Origin of the sequence: Streptomyces sp. CRCS-T-1 (assembly GCF_024442335.1) — a bacterium.
Taxonomy (GTDB): domain Bacteria; phylum Actinomycetota; class Actinomycetes; order Streptomycetales; family Streptomycetaceae; genus Streptomyces; species Streptomyces koelreuteriae.
Genome location: NZ_CP101651.1, coordinates 464,966 through 485,805, shown reverse-complemented (window position 1 = coordinate 485,805; position 20,840 = coordinate 464,966). Strand labels below are relative to the sequence as shown.

18 protein-coding genes are annotated in these 20,840 nt (G+C 71.0%); 13 read left to right on the top strand and 5 right to left on the bottom strand.

What is annotated here, in order from left to right; all coding sequences use genetic code 11:
* Nucleotides 1-47 precede the first annotated feature (47 nt).
* The 3 genes from NNW99_RS02160 to rhaI all read right to left on the bottom strand — a co-directional run bounded on the left by NNW99_RS02160 (nt 48) and on the right by rhaI (nt 4,804).
* Nucleotides 48-1,496, bottom strand: a complete 1,449-nt coding sequence (locus NNW99_RS02160) for a rhamnulokinase family protein (protein ID WP_215116879.1) — start codon at nt 1,494-1,496, stop codon at nt 48-50.
* On the bottom strand, nt 1,493-3,532 hold the full coding sequence (locus NNW99_RS02155; protein WP_215116878.1) for a bifunctional aldolase/short-chain dehydrogenase: 2,040 nt from the start codon (nt 3,530-3,532) through the stop codon (nt 1,493-1,495). The genes NNW99_RS02160 and NNW99_RS02155 overlap by 4 nt, the downstream gene beginning before the upstream one ends.
* Before the next feature lie 111 nt (nt 3,533-3,643).
* Nucleotides 3,644-4,804, bottom strand: a complete 1,161-nt coding sequence (gene rhaI, locus NNW99_RS02150) for an L-rhamnose isomerase (protein WP_215116877.1) — start codon at nt 4,802-4,804, stop codon at nt 3,644-3,646.
* Between the two features lie 272 nt (nt 4,805-5,076).
* Between rhaI and NNW99_RS02145 the strand changes: the two genes are divergently transcribed.
* The 11 genes from NNW99_RS02145 to NNW99_RS02095 all read left to right on the top strand — a co-directional run bounded on the left by NNW99_RS02145 (nt 5,077) and on the right by NNW99_RS02095 (nt 16,674).
* Entirely contained in the window at nt 5,077-6,594 is a 1,518-nt protein-coding gene (locus tag NNW99_RS02145) for a sugar ABC transporter ATP-binding protein (RefSeq protein ID WP_215116876.1), read from the top strand.
* Nucleotides 6,591-7,631: an ABC transporter permease gene (locus NNW99_RS02140; protein ID WP_215116875.1), complete on the top strand. Its 1,041-nt coding sequence runs from the start codon at nt 6,591-6,593 to the stop codon at nt 7,629-7,631. The genes NNW99_RS02145 and NNW99_RS02140 overlap by 4 nt, the downstream gene beginning before the upstream one ends.
* A complete protein-coding gene (locus NNW99_RS02135; protein ID WP_215116874.1) occupies nt 7,624-8,601 on the top strand; it encodes an ABC transporter permease in 978 nt (325 codons plus the stop codon). The genes NNW99_RS02140 and NNW99_RS02135 overlap by 8 nt, the downstream gene beginning before the upstream one ends.
* Before the next feature lie 82 nt (nt 8,602-8,683).
* Nucleotides 8,684-9,766 carry a rhamnose ABC transporter substrate-binding protein gene (rhaS, locus tag NNW99_RS02130; RefSeq protein ID WP_215116873.1) on the top strand — a complete coding sequence of 361 codons (1,083 nt, stop codon included), beginning with the start codon at nt 8,684-8,686 and terminating at the stop codon, nt 9,764-9,766.
* A gap of 17 nt (nt 9,767-9,783) precedes the next feature.
* Entirely contained in the window at nt 9,784-10,104 is a 321-nt protein-coding gene (locus NNW99_RS02125; protein ID WP_215116872.1) for an L-rhamnose mutarotase, read from the top strand.
* A 16-nt stretch (nt 10,105-10,120) separates the two neighbouring features.
* Nucleotides 10,121-11,545: a BNR repeat-containing protein gene (locus NNW99_RS02120; RefSeq protein WP_215116871.1), complete on the top strand. Its 1,425-nt coding sequence runs from the start codon at nt 10,121-10,123 to the stop codon at nt 11,543-11,545.
* A 90-nt stretch (nt 11,546-11,635) separates the two neighbouring features.
* On the top strand, nt 11,636-12,661 hold the full coding sequence (locus NNW99_RS02115; protein ID WP_215116870.1) for a LacI family DNA-binding transcriptional regulator: 1,026 nt from the start codon (nt 11,636-11,638) through the stop codon (nt 12,659-12,661).
* 145 nt (nt 12,662-12,806) lie between these two features.
* Nucleotides 12,807-14,108, top strand: coding sequence for an alpha/beta fold hydrolase (locus NNW99_RS02110; protein ID WP_215116869.1), 1,302 nt, complete (start codon nt 12,807-12,809; stop codon nt 14,106-14,108).
* A 27-nt stretch (nt 14,109-14,135) separates the two neighbouring features.
* Complete coding sequence (locus NNW99_RS02105) at nt 14,136-14,870, top strand: PIG-L deacetylase family protein (RefSeq protein WP_215116868.1); 735 nt, start codon at nt 14,136-14,138, stop codon at nt 14,868-14,870.
* A 45-nt stretch (nt 14,871-14,915) separates the two neighbouring features.
* A complete protein-coding gene (gene sigJ, locus NNW99_RS02100; RefSeq protein ID WP_215116867.1) occupies nt 14,916-15,809 on the top strand; it encodes an RNA polymerase sigma factor SigJ in 894 nt (297 codons plus the stop codon).
* 19 nt (nt 15,810-15,828) lie between these two features.
* Nucleotides 15,829-16,674: a pentapeptide repeat-containing protein gene (locus tag NNW99_RS02095; protein WP_215116866.1), complete on the top strand. Its 846-nt coding sequence runs from the start codon at nt 15,829-15,831 to the stop codon at nt 16,672-16,674.
* Here NNW99_RS02095 and NNW99_RS02090 read toward each other — a convergent pair.
* Nucleotides 16,636-18,132 carry a cytochrome P450 gene (locus tag NNW99_RS02090; RefSeq protein WP_215116865.1) on the bottom strand — a complete coding sequence of 499 codons (1,497 nt, stop codon included), beginning with the start codon at nt 18,130-18,132 and terminating at the stop codon, nt 16,636-16,638. The genes NNW99_RS02095 and NNW99_RS02090 overlap by 39 nt on opposite strands.
* A 110-nt stretch (nt 18,133-18,242) precedes the next feature.
* On the opposite strand from NNW99_RS02090, the gene NNW99_RS02085 reads away from it, so the two are divergent.
* Both NNW99_RS02085 and NNW99_RS02080 read left to right on the top strand, forming a co-directional pair.
* Nucleotides 18,243-18,851 carry a TetR/AcrR family transcriptional regulator gene (locus NNW99_RS02085; RefSeq protein ID WP_215116864.1) on the top strand — a complete coding sequence of 203 codons (609 nt, stop codon included), beginning with the start codon at nt 18,243-18,245 and terminating at the stop codon, nt 18,849-18,851.
* Nucleotides 18,852-18,936: 85 nt separating this feature from the next.
* The gene (locus NNW99_RS02080; RefSeq protein WP_215116863.1) at nt 18,937-19,665 is read left to right on the top strand and encodes a DUF2470 domain-containing protein; all 729 of its coding nucleotides are present in this window, start codon (nt 18,937-18,939) and stop codon (nt 19,663-19,665) included.
* Here NNW99_RS02080 and NNW99_RS02075 read toward each other — a convergent pair.
* On the bottom strand, nt 19,633-20,823 hold the full coding sequence (locus NNW99_RS02075) for a lactonase family protein (protein WP_215116862.1): 1,191 nt from the start codon (nt 20,821-20,823) through the stop codon (nt 19,633-19,635). The genes NNW99_RS02080 and NNW99_RS02075 overlap by 33 nt on opposite strands.
* Nucleotides 20,824-20,840 lie beyond the last annotated feature (17 nt).

The following is a 20,840-nucleotide window of genomic DNA, read 5'->3' as shown; positions in this document are numbered from 1 at the left end:
CGGATGAGTGAAGCGTAGTGCGCGGACAAGATCCGGGGGAGACCCCGTCAGTCCCCGGCGAGCCGGTTCTGCGCGGCGCGCCACCGCTCGGTCCCGCCGCGCGGCTCGTACCGCGTGAGCGGCTGCGTCCGCACGAGCAGCCGCCGCATCCCCGCCAGGTCACCGACCAGCCCGTGCGCCCGGGCCTGCACCAGCACGTTTCCCAGGGCGGCTGCCTCCGTCGGCCCGGCGACCACCGGCAGCCCGCAGGCGTCGGCGGTGAGCTGGCACAGCAGGGCGTTGCGCGTGCCACCGCCCACCACATGCACCACGTCGACCGTGTGCCCGGCGAGCCGCTGCGCGTCCTGGACCGCCTTCCGATGGGCGAGGGCGAGGGAGTCGAGGATGCACCGTGTCACCTCGGCCGGTGACCCGGGTACGGGCTGCCCTGAGGCCCGGCACGCCTCGGCGATCCGCTCGGGCATCCGCCCCGGCGCGAGAAACGCCGAGTCACCGGCGTCGACCACGGACCGGAGCGCCGGCACCTTGGACGCCTCCAGCAACAGCGCGCCCAGATCCGTCTCGCCCCAGGCCCGCACACACTCCTGGAGCAGCCAGAGCCCCATGATGTTGCGCAGATAGCGAACCGTGCCGTCCAGCCCCAGTTCGTTGGTGAAGTTGGCCGCCCGGCTCTCCTCGGTCAGCACCGGCGCGTCCAGCTCCAGACCGGCCAGGGACCAGGTGCCGGTGCAGATGTACGCGAACCGCTCGCCCGAAGCCGGTACGGCGGCCACCGCCGACGCGGTGTCGTGCGACCCGACGGCCGTCACCGGCACGGGCCCGGTCAGCCCCGTCTCCTCCAGCACCTCCGGCCGCAGCACCCCCGCCGGATCCCCGGGCCGCCGCAGCGGCGCGAACAGCCCGAGATCGATGCCCAGCCGCTCCGCGACCCCGTACGCCCAGTCCCGGGTGCGCGGATCGATCAACTGGGTCGTCGAGGCGTTGGTCAGCTCCGTGCCCTGCTCACCGGTGAGCCAGTACGTCAGCAGATCCGGCATCAGCAACAGCCGCCGGGCCCGGTCGAGTTGGGCCGTGGAGCGGGCGGCGGTCAGCTGGTACAGGGTGTTGAAGGGCGCGTACTGAAGCCCCGTCGCCGTGTACAGCTCCTCGGCGGGCAGGGTCGCCCACACCTTCTCCGCGACGCCCTCGGTACGGCGGTCGCGGTAGTGCACGGGGTTGCCGAGCAGCGCCCCGTCGGCGTCCAGCAGCCCGTAGTCCACGGCCCAGCTGTCGATGCCGACGGAGTCGACCGGCCCGGCCGCCCGCAGTCCGTCCAGCACCCCCGCGTAGAGCCCGAGTACATCCCAGCGCAGCCCCTCCGGCACCCGCACCGGCCGGTTGGGGAAGCGGTGGGCCTCGCTGAGCTCCAGCGAGTCCGGGCCGACGCGGCCGACCATGACGCGCCCGCTGGACGCGCCGAGGTCGACCGCGGCGTACGACTTCACAACCGCGCTCATCGCAGGAAAGCGGCCGCGACGCCGGCGTCGACCGGGATGTGCAGTCCGGTGGTGTGGGTCAGGTCCCCGCCGGTCAGGGCGAAGACGGCGCCCGCCACATGCTCGGGCAGCACCTCACGCTTGAGGATGGTCCGCTGCGCGTAGAACTCGCCCAGCTTCTCCTCCTCCACCCCGTACACGGCGGCCCGCTTCGCCCCCCACCCGCCGGCGAAGATCCCCGACCCGCGCACGACACCGTCCGGGTTGATCCCGTTGACCCGGACCCCGTGCTCGCCCAGCTCGGCGGCGAGCAGCCGCACCTGGTGGGCCTGGTCGGCTTTGGTGGCCGAGTAGGCGATGTTGTTGGGCCCGGCGAACACGGCGTTCTTCGACGCGATGTAGACGATGTCGCCCCCGAGCCCCTGCGCGATCATCACCCGCGCCGCTTCCCGCGACACCAGGAACGACCCGCGCGCCATGATGTCGTGCTGCAGATCCCAGTCCTTGGCCGAGGTCTCCAGCAGCGGCTTGGAGATCGAGATCCCCGCGTTGTTGACGACGAGGTCGACTCCGCCGAAGGCCAGCACGGCCGCCCGGAACGCCTCGGCGATCTGCTCCTCGGACGTCACGTCCACCGTCACCGCCACGGCCTTGTCCGACCCGCCCAGCTCCTCGGCGACGGCCTGGGCGTTCTCCCCGTTGAGATCCGCGACGACCACACACGCGCCCTCGGCCACGAGCCGCCGCGCGATGGCCTTCCCGATCCCGCTGCCCGCCCCGGTGACGAGCGCGACCCGCGTGGCCAGTGCCTTGGGCTTCGGCATCCGCTGAAGCTTGGCCTCCTCCAGCGCCCAGTACTCGATACGGAACTTCTCCGACTCCTCGATCGGCGCATACGTCGAGACGGCCTCGGCGCCCCGCATCACATTGATGGCGTTGACGTAGAACTCCCCGGCCACCCGCGCGGTCTGCTTGTCCTTGCCGAACGAGAACATCCCCACCCCCGGGACCAGCACGATCGCCGGGTCGGCGCCGCGCATCGCGGGGGAGTCGGGCAGGGCGTGCCGCTGGTAGTAGGCGGCGTACTCCTCGCGGTACGCGGCGTGCAGCTCCTTGAGCCGGTCGACGGCCTCGTCGAGTGTCGAGGACGGAGGCAGATCGAGGACGAGCGGCCGGACCTTGGTCCGCAGGAAGTGGTCGGGGCAGGAGGTGCCCAGCGCGGCCAGCCGCGGATGCTCCGCGCTCGCCAGGAAGTCGAGGACGACCTCGGAGTCGTCGAAGTGCCCGACCTGCGGCCGGTCCTGGGACGCGAGGGCGCGGACGTACGGCGCGAGCGCGGCGGCCCGCTCCCGGCGCTCTCCGGCGCTCACCGCGGCATACCCCTCGATCACCGGCCCGAAGGGCTCGGCCTTCCCCCGCTCGGCGAGGAACGCCTCGGCGGTCCGGATGATGTGCAGTGAGTTCCGCTCGCACTCCTCGGAGGTGTCACCCCAGGCCGTGATCCCGTGCCCGCCGAGCACACACCCGATGGCCCCCGGATTGGCCTCCTTCACCGCCGCGATGTCCAGCCCCAGCTGAAACCCGGGCCGCCGCCACGGCACCCACACCACACGGTCCCCGAAACACTCGGCGGTCAGCTTCTCCCCGTCGGCCGCACAGGCGAGCGCGATCCCCGAATCAGGATGCAGATGATCGACATGCGCGGCCCCGACCAGCCCGTGCATGGCGGTGTCGATCGAAGGAGCCGCCCCACCCTTCCCGTGCAGGCAGTAGTCGAACGCGGCCACCATCTCGTCCTCGCGCTCCACCCCCGGATACACATCGACCAGCGCCCGCATCCGATCCAGCCGCAACACGGCCAGCCCACCCTCGGTCAACGTCCCCAGATCCCCACCGGATCCCTTGACCCACATCAACTCCACATCACCCCCGGTGACGGGATCGGTCTCGGTGCCCTTGGCGGAGGCATTGCCTCCCGCGTAATTGGTGTTACGGGGATCGCCCCCGAGCCGATGCGACCGAGCGAGCAGATCAGCGGCCTCAGAATGGAGTGCCATGAATGCCATTTCCTTTCAACGGAGAGTGGAGGCTTCCCTCAGGGGCGCGGGGAACTGCGCGAACAACCACAACGCACCCGCACCCCGAATCAAACAGAACCCGGCAGACGCTCACGCCCCCCAACCGGCTTGCTCCCCACCAACCCGCTCAGCAACGATTTTCTCCGCCCACCCAGACCGCCGATACGCCGCAACAGGGTCGGGGTCCAACCCCATCTCCTCCCGCACCTCCCGCAGCAACGGCCGCACATCCGTGTTGTACGCATCCATCACCACGGCATTCGCCTCAAGAACATCCCCCACCCCCTGAGCCGCGCGCAGCGCACCCTCATCAACCAGCAACGCCTTCGCCGTAGCCTCCTGCACATTCATCACCGACCGAATGATCGCCGGAATCTTCGCCTCGATGTTGTGACACTGATCGAGCATGAACGCCACGTCAGGCGTGAACCCCCCACCCCGAATCACCTCATACATGATCCGGAACAACTGGAACGGATCCGCCGCCCCCACCATCAGGTCGTCATCCGCGTAGAACCGCGAATTGAAATCGAACCCCCCGAGCTTCCCCTCACGCAACAGCGTCGCCACGATGAACTCGATATTGGTCCCCGGCGCGTGATGCCCCGTGTCGACCACGACCTGCGCCTGAGGCCCGAGCTTCAGACAGTGCGCATAGGCGGTGCCCCAGTCCGGAACATCCGTCGTATAGAAGGCCGGCTCGAAGAACTTGTACTCCAGCAGCATCCGCTGCCCCTCGCCCAGCCGCTCGTAGACCTCCGCGAGCCCCTCGGCCAGCCGGTCCTGCCGCCCACGGATGTCGTCCTGCCCGGGATAGTTCGTTCCGTCGGCGAACCACAGCTTCAGATCCGTCGACCCCGTCGCGTCCATGATGTCGACGCACTCCAGCAGATGGTCCACGGCCTTGCGCCGCACCGCCGCGTCCGGATGACAGATGCTCCCGAGCTTGTAGTCGTCGTCCTGGAAGGTGTTGGAGTTGATCGCGCCGAGCCGCACACCACGCCGCTCCGCGTGCTTCGCCAGCGCCGCGTAGTCGTCGACCTTGTCCCACGGAATGTGCAGCGCCACCGTCGGGGCGACCCCCGTGAACTCGTGCACCTTCGCCGCGTCGTCCAGCTTCTCGTACGGATCACGTGGCACACCCGCCTGCGCGAACACCTTGAACCGGGTGCCCGAGTTCCCGTACGCCCACGACGGCGTCTCGACGGCCTGGGTCTTGAGCGCGGTCTTCGCCGCGGCGAGCTCGGTCACGTCAGGGCTCCTGTGGCATCGGGTCGTAACGACCACTGAATGAAACGATTCAGGACGCGAAGCTATGGGCCCCCCGAAGGGGTGTCAACCCCTCCGGCTCACACGGTTACCCGTGACCGGCGCGTGACCTTCACTCCTCGAATCGGGCTCGAAATATTTTCGACCGGTACCCATTGACGTGACATGCGCGGCCCGCCTAACGTCCCGGCAATCCAGTTGAAACCTTTCACGACGCCGGGAGGGCCTCCCGCCGGCGTCGTCGAGGAGCCCTCATGACCCACCCGTCCACCACGGGTCCGGCCCCGGTTCTGGCACTGAGGGACGTGTCCAAGTCCTTCGGCGCGGTCCGCGCGCTGCGGGACGTCTCCCTGGAGCTGTTCCCCGGGGAGGTGCACGCCCTGGCCGGCGAGAACGGTGCCGGCAAGTCCACCCTCATCAAGGCGCTCGCCGGAGTGCACCGGCCGGACGCCGGCCAGGTGCTGCTCGACGGTGCGCCCGTCGTCTTCAACGGCCCCGGCGACGCCTGCGACGCCGGGATCGCCGTGATCTACCAGGAGCCCACGCTCTTCCCCGACCTGTCGATCGCCGAGAACATCTACATGGGCCGCAGGCCCAAGCGCGCCCTCGGCCGGATCGACCACCAGGCCACGCACAACGCGACCGCCGCCCTCATGGAGCGCCTCGGCGTCGAACTCGACCCCGACCGGCCCGCCCGCGGCCTGTCCATCGCCGACCAGCAGATCGTCGAGATCGCCAAGGCCCTCTCCTTCGACGCCCGCGTCCTGATCATGGACGAGCCGACCGCCGCCCTCACCGGCAACGAGGTCGCCCGCCTCTTCGGCGTCGTACGCACCCTGCGCGACCAGGGCGCCGCCGTGCTGTTCATCTCCCACCGGCTGGAGGAGATCTTCGAGATCTGCCGGACGGTCACCACCCTGCGCGACGGCGCCCGGATCGCCAGCGAGCCCCTGGACGGCATGACCGAGGACGACCTCGTGCGCCGCATGGTCGGCCGCGACCTCGACGAGCTGTACCCCAAGCAGGACGTGACACCGGGCGAAGTCGCCCTGAGCGTGCGCCGCCTGACCCGCGAGGGCGTCTTCACCGACGTCTCCTTCGAGGTGCGGCACGGCGAGATCGTCGGCCTCGCCGGGCTCGTCGGCGCGGGCCGCACCGAGGTCGCCCGGGCCGTGTTCGGCATCGACCGCTGGGACGCCGGCGAGGTCTCCGTCCAGGGCAAGGCCCTCGTCAACGGCGCCCCCTCCACCGCGATGTCCGCCGGACTCGCCCTGGTCCCCGAGGACCGGCGCGCCCAGGGCCTGGTGATGGACATGTCCATCGAGCGCAACATCGGCCTCACCGGGCTCCGTACGACCGTCAAGGCAGGGCTGATGGACCGGGGCGCCGAGCGCAGCCGCTCCCTCGACTGGGCCGTCAAGCTCCAGGTGAAGTTCGCCCGGATCGCCGACACCGTCAACACCCTCTCCGGCGGCAACCAGCAGAAGGTCGTGCTCGCCAAGTGGCTGGCCACCGGCCCCAAGGTGCTGATCGTCGACGAACCGACCCGGGGCATCGACGTCGGCACCAAGGCCGAGGTGCACCGGCTGCTGTCCCAACTGGCCGCCGACGGCGTGGCCGTCCTGATGATCTCCTCCGACCTGCCCGAGATCCTCGGCATGGCCGACCGCGTGCTGGTGATGCACGAGGGCCGCCTCACCGCCGAGATCCCGCGCTCCGACGCCACCGAGGAAACCGTGATGGCCGCAGCCACCGGGAGGGCCGCCGCATGACGGTCGTCACTCCCCGAGAGGCCCCCGTGGCCGACGTGCCCAAGTCCAGCGGCACACGGCTGGTCGACCGGGTCTTCAAGATGCGCGAACTCGCCATCCTGGTCGTCTTCCTGGCGATGATCGCCGTCACCCAGGCCGGAAACAGCGAGTTCCTGTCCGAACAGGGCATCAAGGACCTGCTGCTGAACGCGACGATCCTCGTGCTGGTCGCCACGGGCCAGTCCCTGGTGGTCATCACGCGGAACGTCGACCTGTCCGTCGGATCCACGCTCGGCATCAGCGCCTTCGCCGCCGGAACGTATCTCCAGGGCGGCGGCAACCCGGTCGTGGCGATCGCGCTGGCCGTCCTGCTCGGCATCGGCTTCGGCCTGCTCAACGGCCTGCTCGTCAGCCTGGGCCAGGTGCCCGCGCTCGTCGTCACCCTCGGCACGCTCTACATCATCCGCGGCATCGACTCCATCTGGGTCGGCTCCCGCCAGATCACCGCGGCCGATCTGCCCGGCGGGTTCGTCGACTTCGGCTCCGGCGGCATCTGGGCGGTGCCGTACCTGGCACTGATCGCCCTGGCGGTGCTGGTGGCGACGGCGTACTACCTCAAGCACTACGGCAGCGGCCGCGAGCTCTACGCCCTCGGCTCCAACCCGGAGGCCGCGCGCCTCGCCGGCATCCCCGTCCGCAAGCGGATCCTCGCCGCGTACACCTTCTGCGGCGCCCTCGCCGGACTCGCCGGCGCGATGTACCTCGCCCGGTTCGGCAACGTCGACTCCGGCACCGGCAGCGGCTACGAACTGACCGTCGTCAGCGCGGTCGTGGTCGGCGGCGTCGTCTTCACCGGCGGCTCCGGCAGCGTCTACGGCGCGGCCCTCGGCGCGCTGCTGCTGACCTCCATCAACAGTGTGCTGCCCGCCCTCGGTGTCAGCTCGGTCTGGGTGCTCGCCATCAATGGCATCCTGCTCATCCTCGCCATCGCCGTCGACCGGGTCGTCGCGCTGCGCGTGGCCTCCGCCCTGAAGAAGAGGAACGCCCGCCATGGCTGACATCTCCCTGAGCCGAGCGGTCCGCTGGGACACGGTGGTCGGCGCCCTGCTCCTCGTGGTGCTGCTGTTCTCCTTCGGATTCGTCGACGGGTTCGGCAACGCGCTCAACCTGTCGTTCCTCATCGGCAACACGCTGCCGATCGCGCTGATCGCCCTGCCGATGACGCTGCTGGTGGTGTCCGGGGAGATCGATCTGTCGGTCGCCTCCACGGCCGGCCTGTCGGGAGCGGTGATGGGCGCCCTGTGGAACCAGGGCATGGCCATCGAGACGATCATCCCGATCTGCCTGCTGCTGGGTGTGGTGTGCGGGCTGGTCAACGGGCTGCTGGTGACCAGGCTCGGGCTGCCGTCCCTCGCCGTCACCATCGGAACCCTTGCCGCCTACCGGGGTATCGCGCAGATCGTGCTCGGGTCCGACGCGGTGACCGACTTCCCCACGCAGTACCTGGACTTCGCGGCCGGGCGTCTCGGCGACACGTTCATCCCGTACGCCTTCCTGCCGTTCCTGGTCCTGCTCGCCATCGCCGTGGTCGCGCTGCACGCCACGCCGTTCGGGCGGTCGCTGTTCGCGATCGGGGCGAATGAGGAGGCGGCGCGGTTCGCCGGTGTCCGCGTCAAGCGGCAGAAGCTGCTCCTGTTCACGCTGACCGGGGTGATGGCCTCGCTGACCGGCGTCTTCTGGGCGCTGCACTACGCGAGTGCGCGCTATGACAACGCGACGGGGCTCGAACTGTCGGTGGTGGCGGCGGTGTTGCTCGGGGGGATCGACTTCGACGGGGGCAAGGGCACGTTGGGGGGTGCGATCGCCGGGGTGTTTCTGCTCGGGGCTCTGCAGAACGTGATGAGCCTTCAGGATGTGTCCGCCCAGTCGCAGATCGTCGTGACCGGTGTGTTGCTTGTGCTTTCTGTTCTTGGGCCTCGGGTGGCTCGGCAGATCGCCGTTTTGCGTGCTCAATCGTCGTCCGGCTGACCGTCCGCTGTGGCTGGTCGCGCAGTTCCCCGCGCCCCTAAGAGAAGGGCGCTTCCCTCAACCTCGTCCAAAGGAAACCGTCATGCGTAAGACAACCCTCCGCCGATGCTGTGCGGCCCTCGCCACCGCCACCTCTCTCGCCCTGGCCCTCACCGCCTGCGGTGGGACCACCAAGAAGGACGTGGCGGACGAAGGGGCGTCCGCCGCCACCGCCGGTAAGGCCGATCCGAACGCGGCCACCAAGAAGGGGCTCACCGTCGGGTTCCTGCCCAAGCAGGTCAACAACCCGTACTTCACCTCCGCCGACAAGGGCGGCGAGAAGGCGCTGAAGGAGCTCGGCTCCAGCTACAAGGAGGTCGGGCCGTCCAGCGCCACCGACACCGCCGGGCAGGTCAGCTACGTCAACACGCTCACCCAGCAGCAGGTCGACGCGATGGCCGTCTCCGCGCAGGACCCGGGCGCGCTGTGCACCGCGCTCAAGCAGGCCATGAAGAACGGCATCAAGGTCGTCACCTACGACTCCGACACCACGGCCGGCTGCCGCAACGCCTTCGTGTCGCAGGCCTCCGCCGAGGACCTGGGCCGTACCGAGGTGCAGCTGCTCGCCAAGCAGCTCGACTACAAGGGCGAGATCGCGATCCTGTCCGCCGCGCAGACGGCGACGAACCAGAACACCTGGATCGACTTCATGAAGGACGAGCTGAAGAAGCCCGAGTACAAGAACATGAAGCTGGTGAAGACCGCGTACGGCAACGACGACGCCCAGCAGTCCTTCCAGCAGACCCAGGGCCTGCTCCAGGAGTACCCGAACCTGAAGGGGATCATCTCCCCGACCACCGTCGGCATCAAGGCCGCCGCCCAGTACCTGTCGGGCTCCAAGTACAAGGGCAAGGTCAAGCTGACCGGCCTCGGCACCCCCAACGACATGCGCAAGTACGTCAAGAACGGCACCGTCGAGGCGTTCGAGCTGTGGGACCCGGCCAAGCTCGGCGAGCTGGCCGCCCGTACCGCTGTCGCCCTGTCCTCCGGGCAGATCACCGGCAAGGAGGGCGAGACCTTCAAGGCCGGTTCCATGGGCGAGTACACCATCGGCAAGGACGGCGTGATCAGCCTCGGCAAGCCGACCGTCTTCGACGCCGAGAACATCGACCAGTTCAACTTCTAGTCCCTGGAGATCTGTTGATGCAGCGCGTGTGCTTCCTGCTGAAGGTCAGGGCGGACCGCCTCGACGAGTACCGCGAGCGGCACGCCACCGTGTGGCCCGAGATGCGCCAGGCGCTCAGCGACACCGGCTGGCACAACTACTCGCTGTTCCTGCGCGAGGACGGGCTGCTCGTCGGCTACCTGGAGACCGAGGACTTCGCAGCCGCCCTGGCCGGAATGGAAGCCACCGACGTCAACGCCCGCTGGCAGGCGGAGATGGCGCCGTTCTTCGAGTCGCTGGACGGCGCCCGGCCCGACGAGGCCATGAAACCGCTGACGGAAGTGTTCCACCTCGTATGACGATGGAGTCCATGAGATGCACAGACGTACGCTGCTGGCCGCCGCCCTCGCCGGAGCCGTGGTGACCCCCGCCCTCGCCTCCGGCACCGCCCGGGCCGCTGACCCCGGCCCCTCCGTGACCCGGACCGGCACCACCACGCTCGACGGCCAGGCCGTCTTCTTCGTGTCGTACGACGGGCTGGTCAACAACAACGCGTTCCAGAAGAACGGCCTGCTGACCTACAAGGGCTACCAGTACGCCGTCTGGTACACCGCCGACCGCAACGCCGTCGTCGGCCGCCGCGCCCTCGGGTCGAGCACCTGGTCCACCGTGAAGGTCGGGCACACCCTGCGGTACAACGACTCCCACAACGTCATCTCCATGGGCGTCTCCAAGGTCGACGGCCGGCTGCACCTCAACATGGACTCCCACAGCGACGGCTTCACCTACGTCAAGTCCGTCGCCGGGCTCATGGACAACCCCGGCGGGCTGAGCTGGACCGCCGCCCGTTTCGGGGCGCCGCAGTCCACTCTCGACGGCCTGGCGCTGACCTCGCAGTTCACCTACCCGCAGTTCGTCTCCACACCCGACGGCAAGCTCCAGCTGAGCTACCGCGTCGCCGTCTCCGGCAACGGCCGCAACGCGCTCGCCGAGTACGACGGCACCCAGTGGACCAACCTCGGCGAATGGTCCAGCTCCACGGGTACGTACTCCAGCGAGCACGGCTCCTCGACCGCCCGGAACATGTACCTGCACGGCATCGACTACGACCGGAACGGGCGGCTGCACTCCTTCTTCACCTGGCGTGAGCAGAACGGCGCGGTGATGTGCAACGGCGGCGGCATCAGCAACCACGACACCGGCTACGTCTACTCCGACGACCGGGGCCGCACCTGGCGCAACAACGCCGGCACCGTCGTCGGCACCACCGGCGGCTCCGACAAGGTGTCCGTGAACGACACCGGCCTGGTCGTCGACCCGCTCAACGCGGACCACTCCCTGATGAACCAGGAGAGCCAGTTCACCGACTCCGCCGGACGGCCGCACGCGATCATCTCCTACGTCCCCGGCCGCTTCGGGCAGTGCACCACGAACTATGTCGCGAATCGGACCGCCAACGGGCGCGCCTTCCACGTCCGCAGAAACGCCTCGGGCACCTGGCAGAAGACCGAGATCCCGGTCCCGCTGAACTCCAGCCAGCGCACCAAGCTGATCCTGGACAAGTACGACAACGCGTACGCGGTCTTCCCCTTCGGCCGGATCGCCGGGGCTTCGGCTGCCTCCGGGTACACCGACTGGAGGATCCTGTTCGACGGCAACGGCCTCAACGCCTTCGGCGAGGTCGTCATCGACGAGACACGGGTCGCGCAGGACGGGGTGCTGTCCTTCATGTACCAGGAGAAATCCAGCGGTACGACGCCCTCGGCGCTGCACGTCATCGACTTCCGGCTGCCCGCCTGACCGGACCCGGTCGCCGGGGCGGCATGCCGGTAATGTGAAGCCGCCCCGGCCGCCGCCCCCTCTTTCGCCCCTTCTGGAGGTCCCTGCCCGATGTCCCAGTCGGTGGGTATCAAGGACGTCGCCCGTGCCGCCGGAGTCTCCGTCGGCACGGTGTCGAACGTGATCAACCGCCCGGACACGGTCGCGACCGAGACCCGGGCCCGCGTGCAGTCCGCGATAGACCGGCTCGGCTACGTCCGCAGCGAGTCCGCTCGGCAACTGCGCGCGGGCCGCAGCCGCATCATGGGGCTGCTCGTCCTCGACATGGGCAACCCCTTCTTCGTCGACGTGGCCCGCGGCGCCGAGCGCGCCGCCCGTCAGGCCGGACTCGGCGTGATGGTCTGCAACAGCGCCCAGAACCCCGGCGAGGAGGCCGACTATCTGTCGCTCTTCGCCGAGCAGCGGGTGCGCGGCGTGCTGCTCACCCCCGCCGACGCCACGGGCCGCAACATCGAGACGTTCCGCCGGCACGGCATCCCGTTCGTCCTGGTCGACCGGGTGGCCGAGGGCACCACGGAGTGCTCGGTCTCCGTCGACGATGTGGCGGGCGGCGCCCTGGCCGTACGCCATCTCGTCGACGCCGGGCACCGCTCGATCGCCTATGTCAGCGGCCCGCCCGGCCTCAACCAGGTCCGCGACCGGCGCACCGGCGCCCTGGAGGCGCTCGCCGAGGCCGGGCTCGGACCCGACGCGCTGCGCGAGCTGCCCACCGAACGGCTGGACGTCGCCGCGGGCCGTGACGCGGGGGCCCGGCTGCTCGGCCTCGCCGACCGGCCGACCGCCGTGTTCTGCGCCAACGACCTGCTCGCGCTCGGCGTGCTGCAGGCCATGTACGCGGCGGGCGTGGGCGTCCCCGACGACCTCGCCATCGTCGGCTACGACGACATCGAGTTCGCGGCCGCCGCTGCCGTCCCGCTCACCTCCGTACGGCAGCCCGCCGTCACCATGGGCGCCATGGCGGCCGATCTGCTTCTGGAGGAGACGGAGGCGGAGGGCGCGGTGAAGCCGCACGAGCACCGCCGGGTCGTCCTCCAGCCGGAGCTGGTGGTCCGCCGCTCCAGCCTGTCCGCGCGCTGAGCCCACAGAGCGCACCGAGCCCACCGAGCCCACCGAGCCTGAACGGCCGTTCAGCAAGGTTTCATGATCCGAAGGGCCCACCCACGGACGTTCCCTGTGATGAACTGGGACGCGGTCCGAAAGTCCGTCCGTCCCGGGAGCCCTGTTGACCGTCAGCTACCGCCAGCCCGGAGTCGTCCTCACCGACCGCCGCTTCACCGTCCCCCTCGACCACGACCGCCCCGAGGGCGACACGATCGAGCTGTACGCCCGCGAGGTCGTGGCGAGCGACAAGGCCCACCAGGAGCTGCCCTGGCTGCTGTATCTGCAGGGCGGCCCCGGCTTCGGCGCGGACCGCTCCGTCGGCAGGCCCGGCTGGCTGGGCAGGGCGCTGAAGGAGTTCCGCGTCCTGCTCCTCGACCAGCGCGGCACCGGCCACTCCACGCCCGCCAACCGGCAGACGCTCCCGCTGCGCGGCGGCCCCGCCGAGCAGGCCGACTACCTCACCCGCTTCCGCGCCGACTCGATCGTCCGCGACTGCGAGGCCATCCGCCCGCTGGTCACGGGCGGCGCGCCCTGGACCGTCCTCGGCCAGAGCTTCGGCGGCTTCTGCGCCACCAGCTACCTGTCCCTCGCCCCCGAGGGCCTGGCCACCGCCGTGCTCACCGGCGGGCTGCCCGCCCTGGACGCCCACGCCGACGACGTCTACCGGGCCGCCTTCCCGCGTATCGAGCGCAAGGTCGTCGCCCACTACGCCCGCTACCCGCAGGACGCCGAACGCGCCCGTCGGATCGCCGACCACCTGCTGACCCACGACGTGGTCCTGCCGAACGGCTACCGGCTCACCGTCGAGGCGTTCCAGTCCCTCGGCATCCTCCTCGGCACCGGCGACGGCACCCACCGCCTCCACTACCTCCTGGAGGACGCCTTCGTCCGCACCCCGCAGGGCTTCACCCTGTCCGACACCTTCCAGGAGCAGGTGCAGGGCATGCTGTCCTACGCCCGCCACCCGCTGTACGCCCTCGTCCACGAGTCGATCTACGGCCAGGACGGCCGGCCCACCGCCTGGTCGGCCGAGCGGGTCCGCGCCGAGTTCCCGCAGTTCGACGCCGCCAAGGCACTCGCGGGTGACGAGCCGCTGCTGTTCACCGGCGAGTCGATCCACCCCTGGATGTTCGACTGCGACCCGGCCCTGCGCCCCCTGCGCGAGACCGCCGACCTGCTCGCCGCCCGCACCGACTGGACACCCCTGTACGACCCGGCCCGCCTGGCCGCCAACAGGGTGCCGGTCGTCGCGGCCGTCTACCACGACGACATGTACGTCGACACGGACCACTCCCTGCGCACCGCCCGCACGATCCGCGGTCTGCGCACCTGGATCACGGACGAGTTCGAGCACGACGGCGTGCGCACCGGCGGCCCCCGCGTCCTCGACCGGCTGCTGGCCATGGCGCGTGACGAGGCCTGAGACGGGTCCCCGGACTAGTCTGCGGACATGACGACCACTCAACTCCAGCCCATGCCCGACGACTGGCGGCGTGCCCTCGCGGTCGTGGCCCACCCGGACGACCTCGAGTACGGCTGCTCGGCGGCGATCGCGGCCTGGACCGACGGGGGCCGCGAGGTCGCCTATGTGCTGGCGACCCGGGGCGAGGCGGGCATCGACACGCTGGAGCCGCAGAAGTGCGGCCCGCTGCGGGAGCGCGAGCAGCGGGCGAGCGCGGCGGTGGTCGGCGTCTCGACCGTGGAGTTCCTCGACCACAAGGACGGCGTCATCGAGTACGGCACCGCCCTGCGCCGCGACATCGCCGCCGCCATCCGCAGGCACCGGCCCGAGCTGGTCATCACCCTCAACCACCGGGACACCTGGGGCGGCGTCGCCTGGAACACCCCGGACCATGTCGCCGTCGGCCGCGCCACGCTCGACGCGGCCGGCGACGCGGGCAACCGGTGGATCTTCCCGGAACTCGTCGAGCAGGGTCTGGAGCCGTGGGACGGAGTGCGCTGGGTCGCCGTCGCCGGTTCCAGCACCCCCACCCACGCCGTCGACGCGACGCCCGGCCTGGAGCGCGCGGTGGCCTCGCTGCTCGAACACCGCACCTATATCGAGGTGCTGACCGACCAGGACCCGGAGACGTACGTCCGCGGCTTCCTGACCCAGCACGCCGAGGCCACGGGCGAGCGGTTCGGGGGCAGGCCCGCGGTGGCGTTCGAACTGTTCAGCAGATGACGTGACGCACGACTGACGCACGACTGACGTACGACGGGGGAGACCATGACAGGCAGCGTGGAACTGGCCGACCGGTTCGAGGAGCACCGTGGGCACCTCAGAGCGGTCGCGTACCGCATGCTGGGTTCGCTGACCGAGGCGGAGGACGCCGTCCAGGAGGCCTGGCTGCGGCTGAGCCGTACCGACCCGGACGACATCCAGAACCTCGGCGGCTGGCTCACCACGGTGACCGGCCGCGTCTGCCTCGACCTGCTGCGCTCGCGCACCGCACGCCGCGAGGAGCCGATGGGCGACGCCTTCGTCCCGGACCCGGTGCTCAGGCCCCTCACGCACCTCGACCCGGCGGAGGAGGTCATGCAGGCCGACTCGGTCGGCCTGGCCCTGCTGGTCGTCCTGGAGAACCTGGAGCCCGCCGAGCGGCTGGCGTTCGTGCTGCACGACATGTTCGCCGTGCCGTTCGACGACATCGCCCCGGTCGTGGAGCGCAGCCCGGCGGCGACCCGGCAACTGGCGAGCCGCGCCCGGCGCCGGGTACGCGGCGCCACCCCGTCGGCCGAGCCGGACCTCGGCCGGCAGAAGGAGGTGCTCGACGCCTTCCTGGCCGCCTCGCGCGGCGGCGACTTCGAGGCGCTGCTCGCGCTGCTGCACCCGGATGTGGTGCTGCGCGCCGACTCGGGAGCCCTCGTACGGGGCGCGGCCGCTTCCAAGGCCGTCCAGGGCGCGAAGACGGTGGCGGAGCAGGCGCTCATGTTCGCCCGGTACGCGACGTCCGCGCGGCTGGTGCTGGTCAACGGCTCGGTCGGCCTCGTCCACGCGCCCGAGGGACGGGTGCTGTCGGTCATGGGGGTCACGATCGCCGACGGCCGGATCACCGGCATGTACATCCTGGCCGACCCGGAGCGGCTGGAGCGTCTGGAGGTGCCCGGACTCACGGGCTGACCGGCGTTCATCGTTTCGTATGCTGAACGTCATGCGAGATCTTCAAGCCGCGCGAGCGGAACTGCGCGGTGACTGCGAGCGGTGTTTCGGGCTGTGCTGTGTCGCCCTGCCCTTCGCGCGATCGGCCGACTTCGCGGTCGACAAGGACGCCGGAACGCCCTGCCGCAACCTCCAGGACGACCACCGCTGCGGGATCCACGCCGGACTGCGGCAGAAAGGGTTCACCGGCTGCACCGTCTATGACTGCTTCGGCGCCGGGCAGCAGGTCTCGCAGATCACCTTCGGCGGGCAGGGCTGGAGGTCCGGGCCTCCGGACCACGCCCGCCGTATGTTCGACGTGTTCCCGGTCGTCCGGCAGCTGCACGAGCTGCTGTGGTACCTGACCGAGGCGCTCGCCCTGCCCGCGGCCCGGCCGGTCCACGCGGATCTGCGCACGGCCCTGGAGAAGACCGAGGCGCTCACCGACGGGACCCCCGAGGAACTCGCCGAGCTGGACGTGGCGGCGCACCGTCAGGAGATCAACGTCCTGCTGCTGAGGACGAGCGAGCTGGCCAGGGCCGGCACCAAGGGCGCCAAGAAGAAGAACCGCCGGGGCGCGGACCTCATGGGGGCCCGCCTCAAGGGCGCCGACCTGCGCGGGGCCAACCTGCGCGGCGCCTACCTCATCGCCGCCGACCTCACCGGAGCGGACCTCAGGGGCGCGGACCTGATCGGCGCCGACCTGCGCGACGCTGACCTCACCGACGCCGACCTGACCGGGGCGTTCTTCCTCACCCAGCCGCAGCTGAACGCGGCCCGGGGGAGTGCCGGGACCCTGCTGCCGGAGTCAGTCACCCGGCCCGGGCACTGGACAGCGCAGGTCTGAGGCCGCCTCCCGCACCGGGGTCCGGCGCTCCGGGTGCAGCCGCAGACCCTCCGGCATCAGCGTCAGCCGTTCCGTGACGCGCAGCCGGTAGGCCGGGTCGGGCCGCAGCTCGTAGCGGCGCAGCAGCAGGCCGAGGACCAACGTCGCCTCGTGCAGCGCGAACTGGCGCCCGATGCACGCCCGCGCCCCGGTCCCGAACGGCTTGAAGGTGTGCGGGGCCCGGGACCGCACGGCCCCTGCGTCGAAGCGGTCCGGGTCGAACCGCTCGGCGTCCGTGCCCCACACCTCGGGGTCCCGGTGCAGCATCGGCGTCAGCACCAGCGCCCACGCCCCGCGCCGCATGGGGTGCTCCCCGGCCAGCACGGTGTCCTCGCGTGCCTCCCGGGCGAAGGCGGGCGCCGTGGGCCACAGCCGCAGCGACTCGTCCAGCACCCGCCGCAGGTAACGCAGCCTGGCCACCTGCTCGTAGGCCGGTTCCGCCGTGTCGCCCCACACCCGGTCCACCTCGGCGCGGGCCCGGGCCGCGGCCTCGGGGTGCCGGGAGAGGTAGTGCAGGGCGAAGGAGAGCGCGCCGGAGGTGGTCTCGTGGCCCGCGACGAGGAAGGTGATCACCTGCCGGCGGACGTTCTCCGGCGCGAGCCGCTCCCCGGTCTCCGGGTGGGCCGTCTCCAGCATCCTGTCCAGCAGGTCGCCGTCGCCGCCGCCGGTCGCGCGCCGGGCCCGGACCAGCTCGTCGACCGTGCGGTTGAGGTGGGCGATGTCGGCCGCGTTGCGGCGGCTCGCGCTCCGCAGCAGCAGCGGGGCCAGCGGGAAGGGCACGGTGTTGAGCCGCTGCGCGTAGGTCAGCGTGCCGATCATCGCGGTCACGAAGGGGTGCGGCCGGGAGCGCTCGAAGGACCCGAAGTCGTGCCCGAAGCCGGTCCGGGCGATCGTCTCCAGCGTCAGCTTCGTCATGTCGCCAGGCACGTCCACCGAGCGGCCCGTCGCCGCAGCCCGGTCCCAGTGCTCCGTCAGCCGCCGCGCGACGTCCAGCATCATCGGGTGGTAGCCGGCCATGGCCTCGCGGCTGAACCCCGGGGCCAGCACATCGTGCGCCAACTGCCAGTTCGGCTCGTGGTTGTACGCCGTGAACAGGCCGTCCCCGGCGACGGGCCGCAGATTGGCGATGCCGAGCCCCACGTGCTTGGCGAACCGTGACTCGTCCGCGAAGTCGGCCGCCTCCCGGGCGCCCCACACGAACACGAACTCCTTGCCGAAGGCCTTGCGGCGGAACACCGGCCCGAGCTGCCGGGCGTACCGCAGGGAGTCCTGCAGGGGAGTGCGCCGGTTCACGCCCACCACGTCACCGAGCAGCGGGATCCGGCGCGGCGGATGCGGAATGCGCTCCAGCTCGGGCCAGCCCAGCTCGGCACTCCGGAACCCCTTGGGCCCTACGGCCCGTATCGGCGCCTCCGTCATGACGCGATCTCCCTTGATCCGGCGACCGGTTCGCACGTGTTGTACGTGGGTTCAATAGCGCGGGTTCAGTCTGATCCCGTTGTTGAACCGGCGTCAAGTAAAGTGCCGGCATGGCCGCGAACCAGAGCGGGCGCGTCCGCCGCCGGCTCAGCACCGAGGAGCGCCGGGAGCAGCTCCTGTCGGTCGGGGCCCGGCTGTTCTCGGAGAGCCCGTACGACGACGTGTGGATCGAGCAGGTCGCCGAGATCGCCGGGGTGTCGCGGGGGCTGCTGTACCACTACTTCCCGACCAAGCGGGACTTCTTCGCGGCGGTCGTGGAGCGCGAGAGCGAGCGGATGCTGCGCATGACGGCGGCGGTTCCGGGCATCCCCGTGCGTGAGCAACTCGCGGCCGGTCTCGACACGTTCCTGGAGTACGTACAGGCCCACGCGCACGGCTATCGCGCCTTCCACCGCGCGGACGCGGCCGGGGACCAGGCGGTGCGGCGGGTCTATCAGCGGGCCCTGGCCGCGCAGGAGCGGCAGATCCTCGCCGCCCTCGCGGCGGACCCCGAGTTCGGCCCGGCCTTCGAGGAGCGGCCGGAGGTGCGGCTCGCCGTGCGCGGCTGGCTGGCGTTCACCACGGCCGTCTGTCTGGAGTGGCTGCGCGACGCGGAGTTGGGCCGGGAGCAGGTGCGCGAACTGTGCGCCCGCGCCCTGCTGGGTGTGCTCACTCCCTGAAAGGCCTCGTAAAGATCACGTGACGTGGTTGGCTCACACCCGGATCTTCGGTAGGTTAGGCAAGGCTTACCTAAGGAGGTTCGGGATGGGTGACGACAGCCAAAGCTGGACGGCGGCCCCTGCCGCGGCGGAGCGGGCGCGCTCGGTGCTCGCCGCCGCGTGGTCTTGCTCGGTGACCGCGGAGGGCACGCGCGAGGAGCTGGTCGGCGCGCACACGGTGACCGAGGACGGCAGGGTACTCGTGACCGTGCCGGAGGACAGCGCCCTGCTGGCGGCGGCGATCTGCGCGCCCCGCGGCGAGCCGTCCGCGGTGCTGGAGTTCGCCGATGTGGCCCCCGTCCCCGTGCGCGGCCGGATCCGGGCCCGGCTGTGGCTCGCGGGCTGGTTCAGCGTGGAGGAGGGGCAGCTGGCCTTCAGGCCCACCCGTGTCGTGCTGCGCCAGGCGTCCGGCGCCGTGGTCGTGGACCTCGACGAGTTCGCCGCCGCCGTGCCCGACCCGCTCACCACGGCCGAGGCCCGGCTGCTGACGCACCTCGCCGACTGCCACGCCGACGCGGTCGAGCGGCTCACCCGGCTCGTGGAGCACGACAGCCTGCACGGCGCGGTCCGCGTCCAGCCGCTCGCCGTGGACCGGCACGGACTGACGCTGCGCATCGAGCGGGCCCGCGCCCACGGCGACGTACGCCTGGCGTTCCACGCGCCCGCCGACGACGTCGCACAGCTCACCGAGCGCATGCACGTCCTGCTCACACAGGCGAGCGCGGCGTCCTGCCCGCGGGCCCTACAGCGGCAGCGCACAGACGGCGACGGGTGAGGGAAACGGTTCGCCGGCGCGCCGCAGCGCACCGTTCGTCTCGTCCACGTGGAAGACGGTGACGGCGGAGGACTTCTGGTTCGCCGCGAACAGCAGCGTGCCCTCCGGCGAGAAGGCGACCTGGCGGGGGAAGTCCCCGTCCACCGGCACGGTGTCCAGCAGTCGGAGCCGGGCACCGTCCGCCTCGACCGCGTAGCGCGTGAGGCTGTTGGCGCCGCGGTTGGCCAGATAGGCGAACCGGCCGTTCGCGGTCACCAGGAGCTGCGCCGGATAGCTCGTGCCCGAACCCGTGCCCGTGGACTGCGGCTCGCCGACGCGCACGCGCCCCGAGGCCGGGTCGTACGAGCAGACCGCCACCGTGTTGTCGACCTCGTCGGCGAGGTAGGCGTACCGGCCGCCGGGGTGGAACGTGAGGTGCCGCGGCCCGGCACCCGGCCGGGTCTTCGCCTGCGACACCTCGCTGAGCGTTCCGGCCTTCTCGTCGAGCCGGTACGTGTACACGGTGTCCGTGCCGAGGTCGACGGCGAGCACATGCCGCCCGTCGGGGCTGGTGAAGATCTGGTGGGCGTGCGGCCCGTCCTGGCCCGGACCGGGCGGCGGAGTGGAGTGCCGTACGAGGTCGGTGCGCTCGCCGAGGGCTCCCGAGGAGTCGATCGGATGCACGGCCACACTGCCCGAGCCGTAGTTCGCGCTGAACAGCCAGCGCCCGCCCGGATGCACCGACAGATGGCAGGGAGCCGCGCCCCCGGTGCTCCGGCTGCCCAGCACCTTCCGGTCGGACAGCCGGACGGCGGTCACGGCACCGTCCTCGCGCTCGTCCACCGCGTACAGCGTGCGACGGTCCGGGTGGACCGCGAGATACGACGGGTCGCCGACGCCCGTGACGGTGCCCGCGGCGGTGATCCGGCCCGTCCGCGCGTCGTAGGTCGCGAGGCCGATGCCCTTCCCGCCGCCTTCCACGGAGGTGTAGGTGCCGAGGTAGAGGGGGCGTGGTCCCGAAGGTCGCCGGGCCTGCGCGGACGTGCTCGGCTCGGGGGCCGACGGAGTCGTCGAGGCCGAGGGCGCGGGCGCCTTGTCACAGGCCGGGAGCGCCGCCGCGGCGGAACCTCCGGCCAGCGCGCCGACGAACCGGCGCCTGCTCCAGCCATCACTGCCCATGTCGCCCCTCAGGTCGT

Bases quoted from the DNA above. Each gene is read 5' to 3' on its own strand.
- rhaS (WP_215116873.1), top strand. From the start codon at position 8,684: ATGCGTAAGACAACCCTCCGCCGATGCTGTGCGGCCCTCGCCACCGCC.
- NNW99_RS02140 (WP_215116875.1), top strand. From the start codon at position 6,591: ATGACGGTCGTCACTCCCCGAGAGGCCCCCGTGGCCGACGTGCCCAAG.
- NNW99_RS02145 (WP_215116876.1), top strand. From the start codon at position 5,077: ATGACCCACCCGTCCACCACGGGTCCGGCCCCGGTTCTGGCACTGAGG.
- NNW99_RS02160 (WP_215116879.1), bottom strand. From the start codon at position 1,496: ATGAGCGCGGTTGTGAAGTCGTACGCCGCGGTCGACCTCGGCGCGTCC.
- NNW99_RS02085 (WP_215116864.1), top strand. From the start codon at position 18,243: ATGGCCGCGAACCAGAGCGGGCGCGTCCGCCGCCGGCTCAGCACCGAG.
- NNW99_RS02125 (WP_215116872.1), top strand. From the start codon at position 9,784: ATGCAGCGCGTGTGCTTCCTGCTGAAGGTCAGGGCGGACCGCCTCGAC.
- NNW99_RS02135 (WP_215116874.1), top strand. From the start codon at position 7,624: ATGGCTGACATCTCCCTGAGCCGAGCGGTCCGCTGGGACACGGTGGTC.
- NNW99_RS02095 (WP_215116866.1), top strand. From the start codon at position 15,829: ATGCTGAACGTCATGCGAGATCTTCAAGCCGCGCGAGCGGAACTGCGC.
- NNW99_RS02090 (WP_215116865.1), bottom strand. From the start codon at position 18,132: ATGACGGAGGCGCCGATACGGGCCGTAGGGCCCAAGGGGTTCCGGAGT.
- NNW99_RS02105 (WP_215116868.1), top strand. From the start codon at position 14,136: ATGACGACCACTCAACTCCAGCCCATGCCCGACGACTGGCGGCGTGCC.
- NNW99_RS02075 (WP_215116862.1), bottom strand. From the start codon at position 20,823: ATGGGCAGTGATGGCTGGAGCAGGCGCCGGTTCGTCGGCGCGCTGGCC.
- sigJ (WP_215116867.1), top strand. From the start codon at position 14,916: ATGACAGGCAGCGTGGAACTGGCCGACCGGTTCGAGGAGCACCGTGGG.
- NNW99_RS02080 (WP_215116863.1), top strand. From the start codon at position 18,937: ATGGGTGACGACAGCCAAAGCTGGACGGCGGCCCCTGCCGCGGCGGAG.
- NNW99_RS02120 (WP_215116871.1), top strand. From the start codon at position 10,121: ATGCACAGACGTACGCTGCTGGCCGCCGCCCTCGCCGGAGCCGTGGTG.
- NNW99_RS02115 (WP_215116870.1), top strand. From the start codon at position 11,636: ATGTCCCAGTCGGTGGGTATCAAGGACGTCGCCCGTGCCGCCGGAGTC.
- NNW99_RS02155 (WP_215116878.1), bottom strand. From the start codon at position 3,532: ATGGCACTCCATTCTGAGGCCGCTGATCTGCTCGCTCGGTCGCATCGG.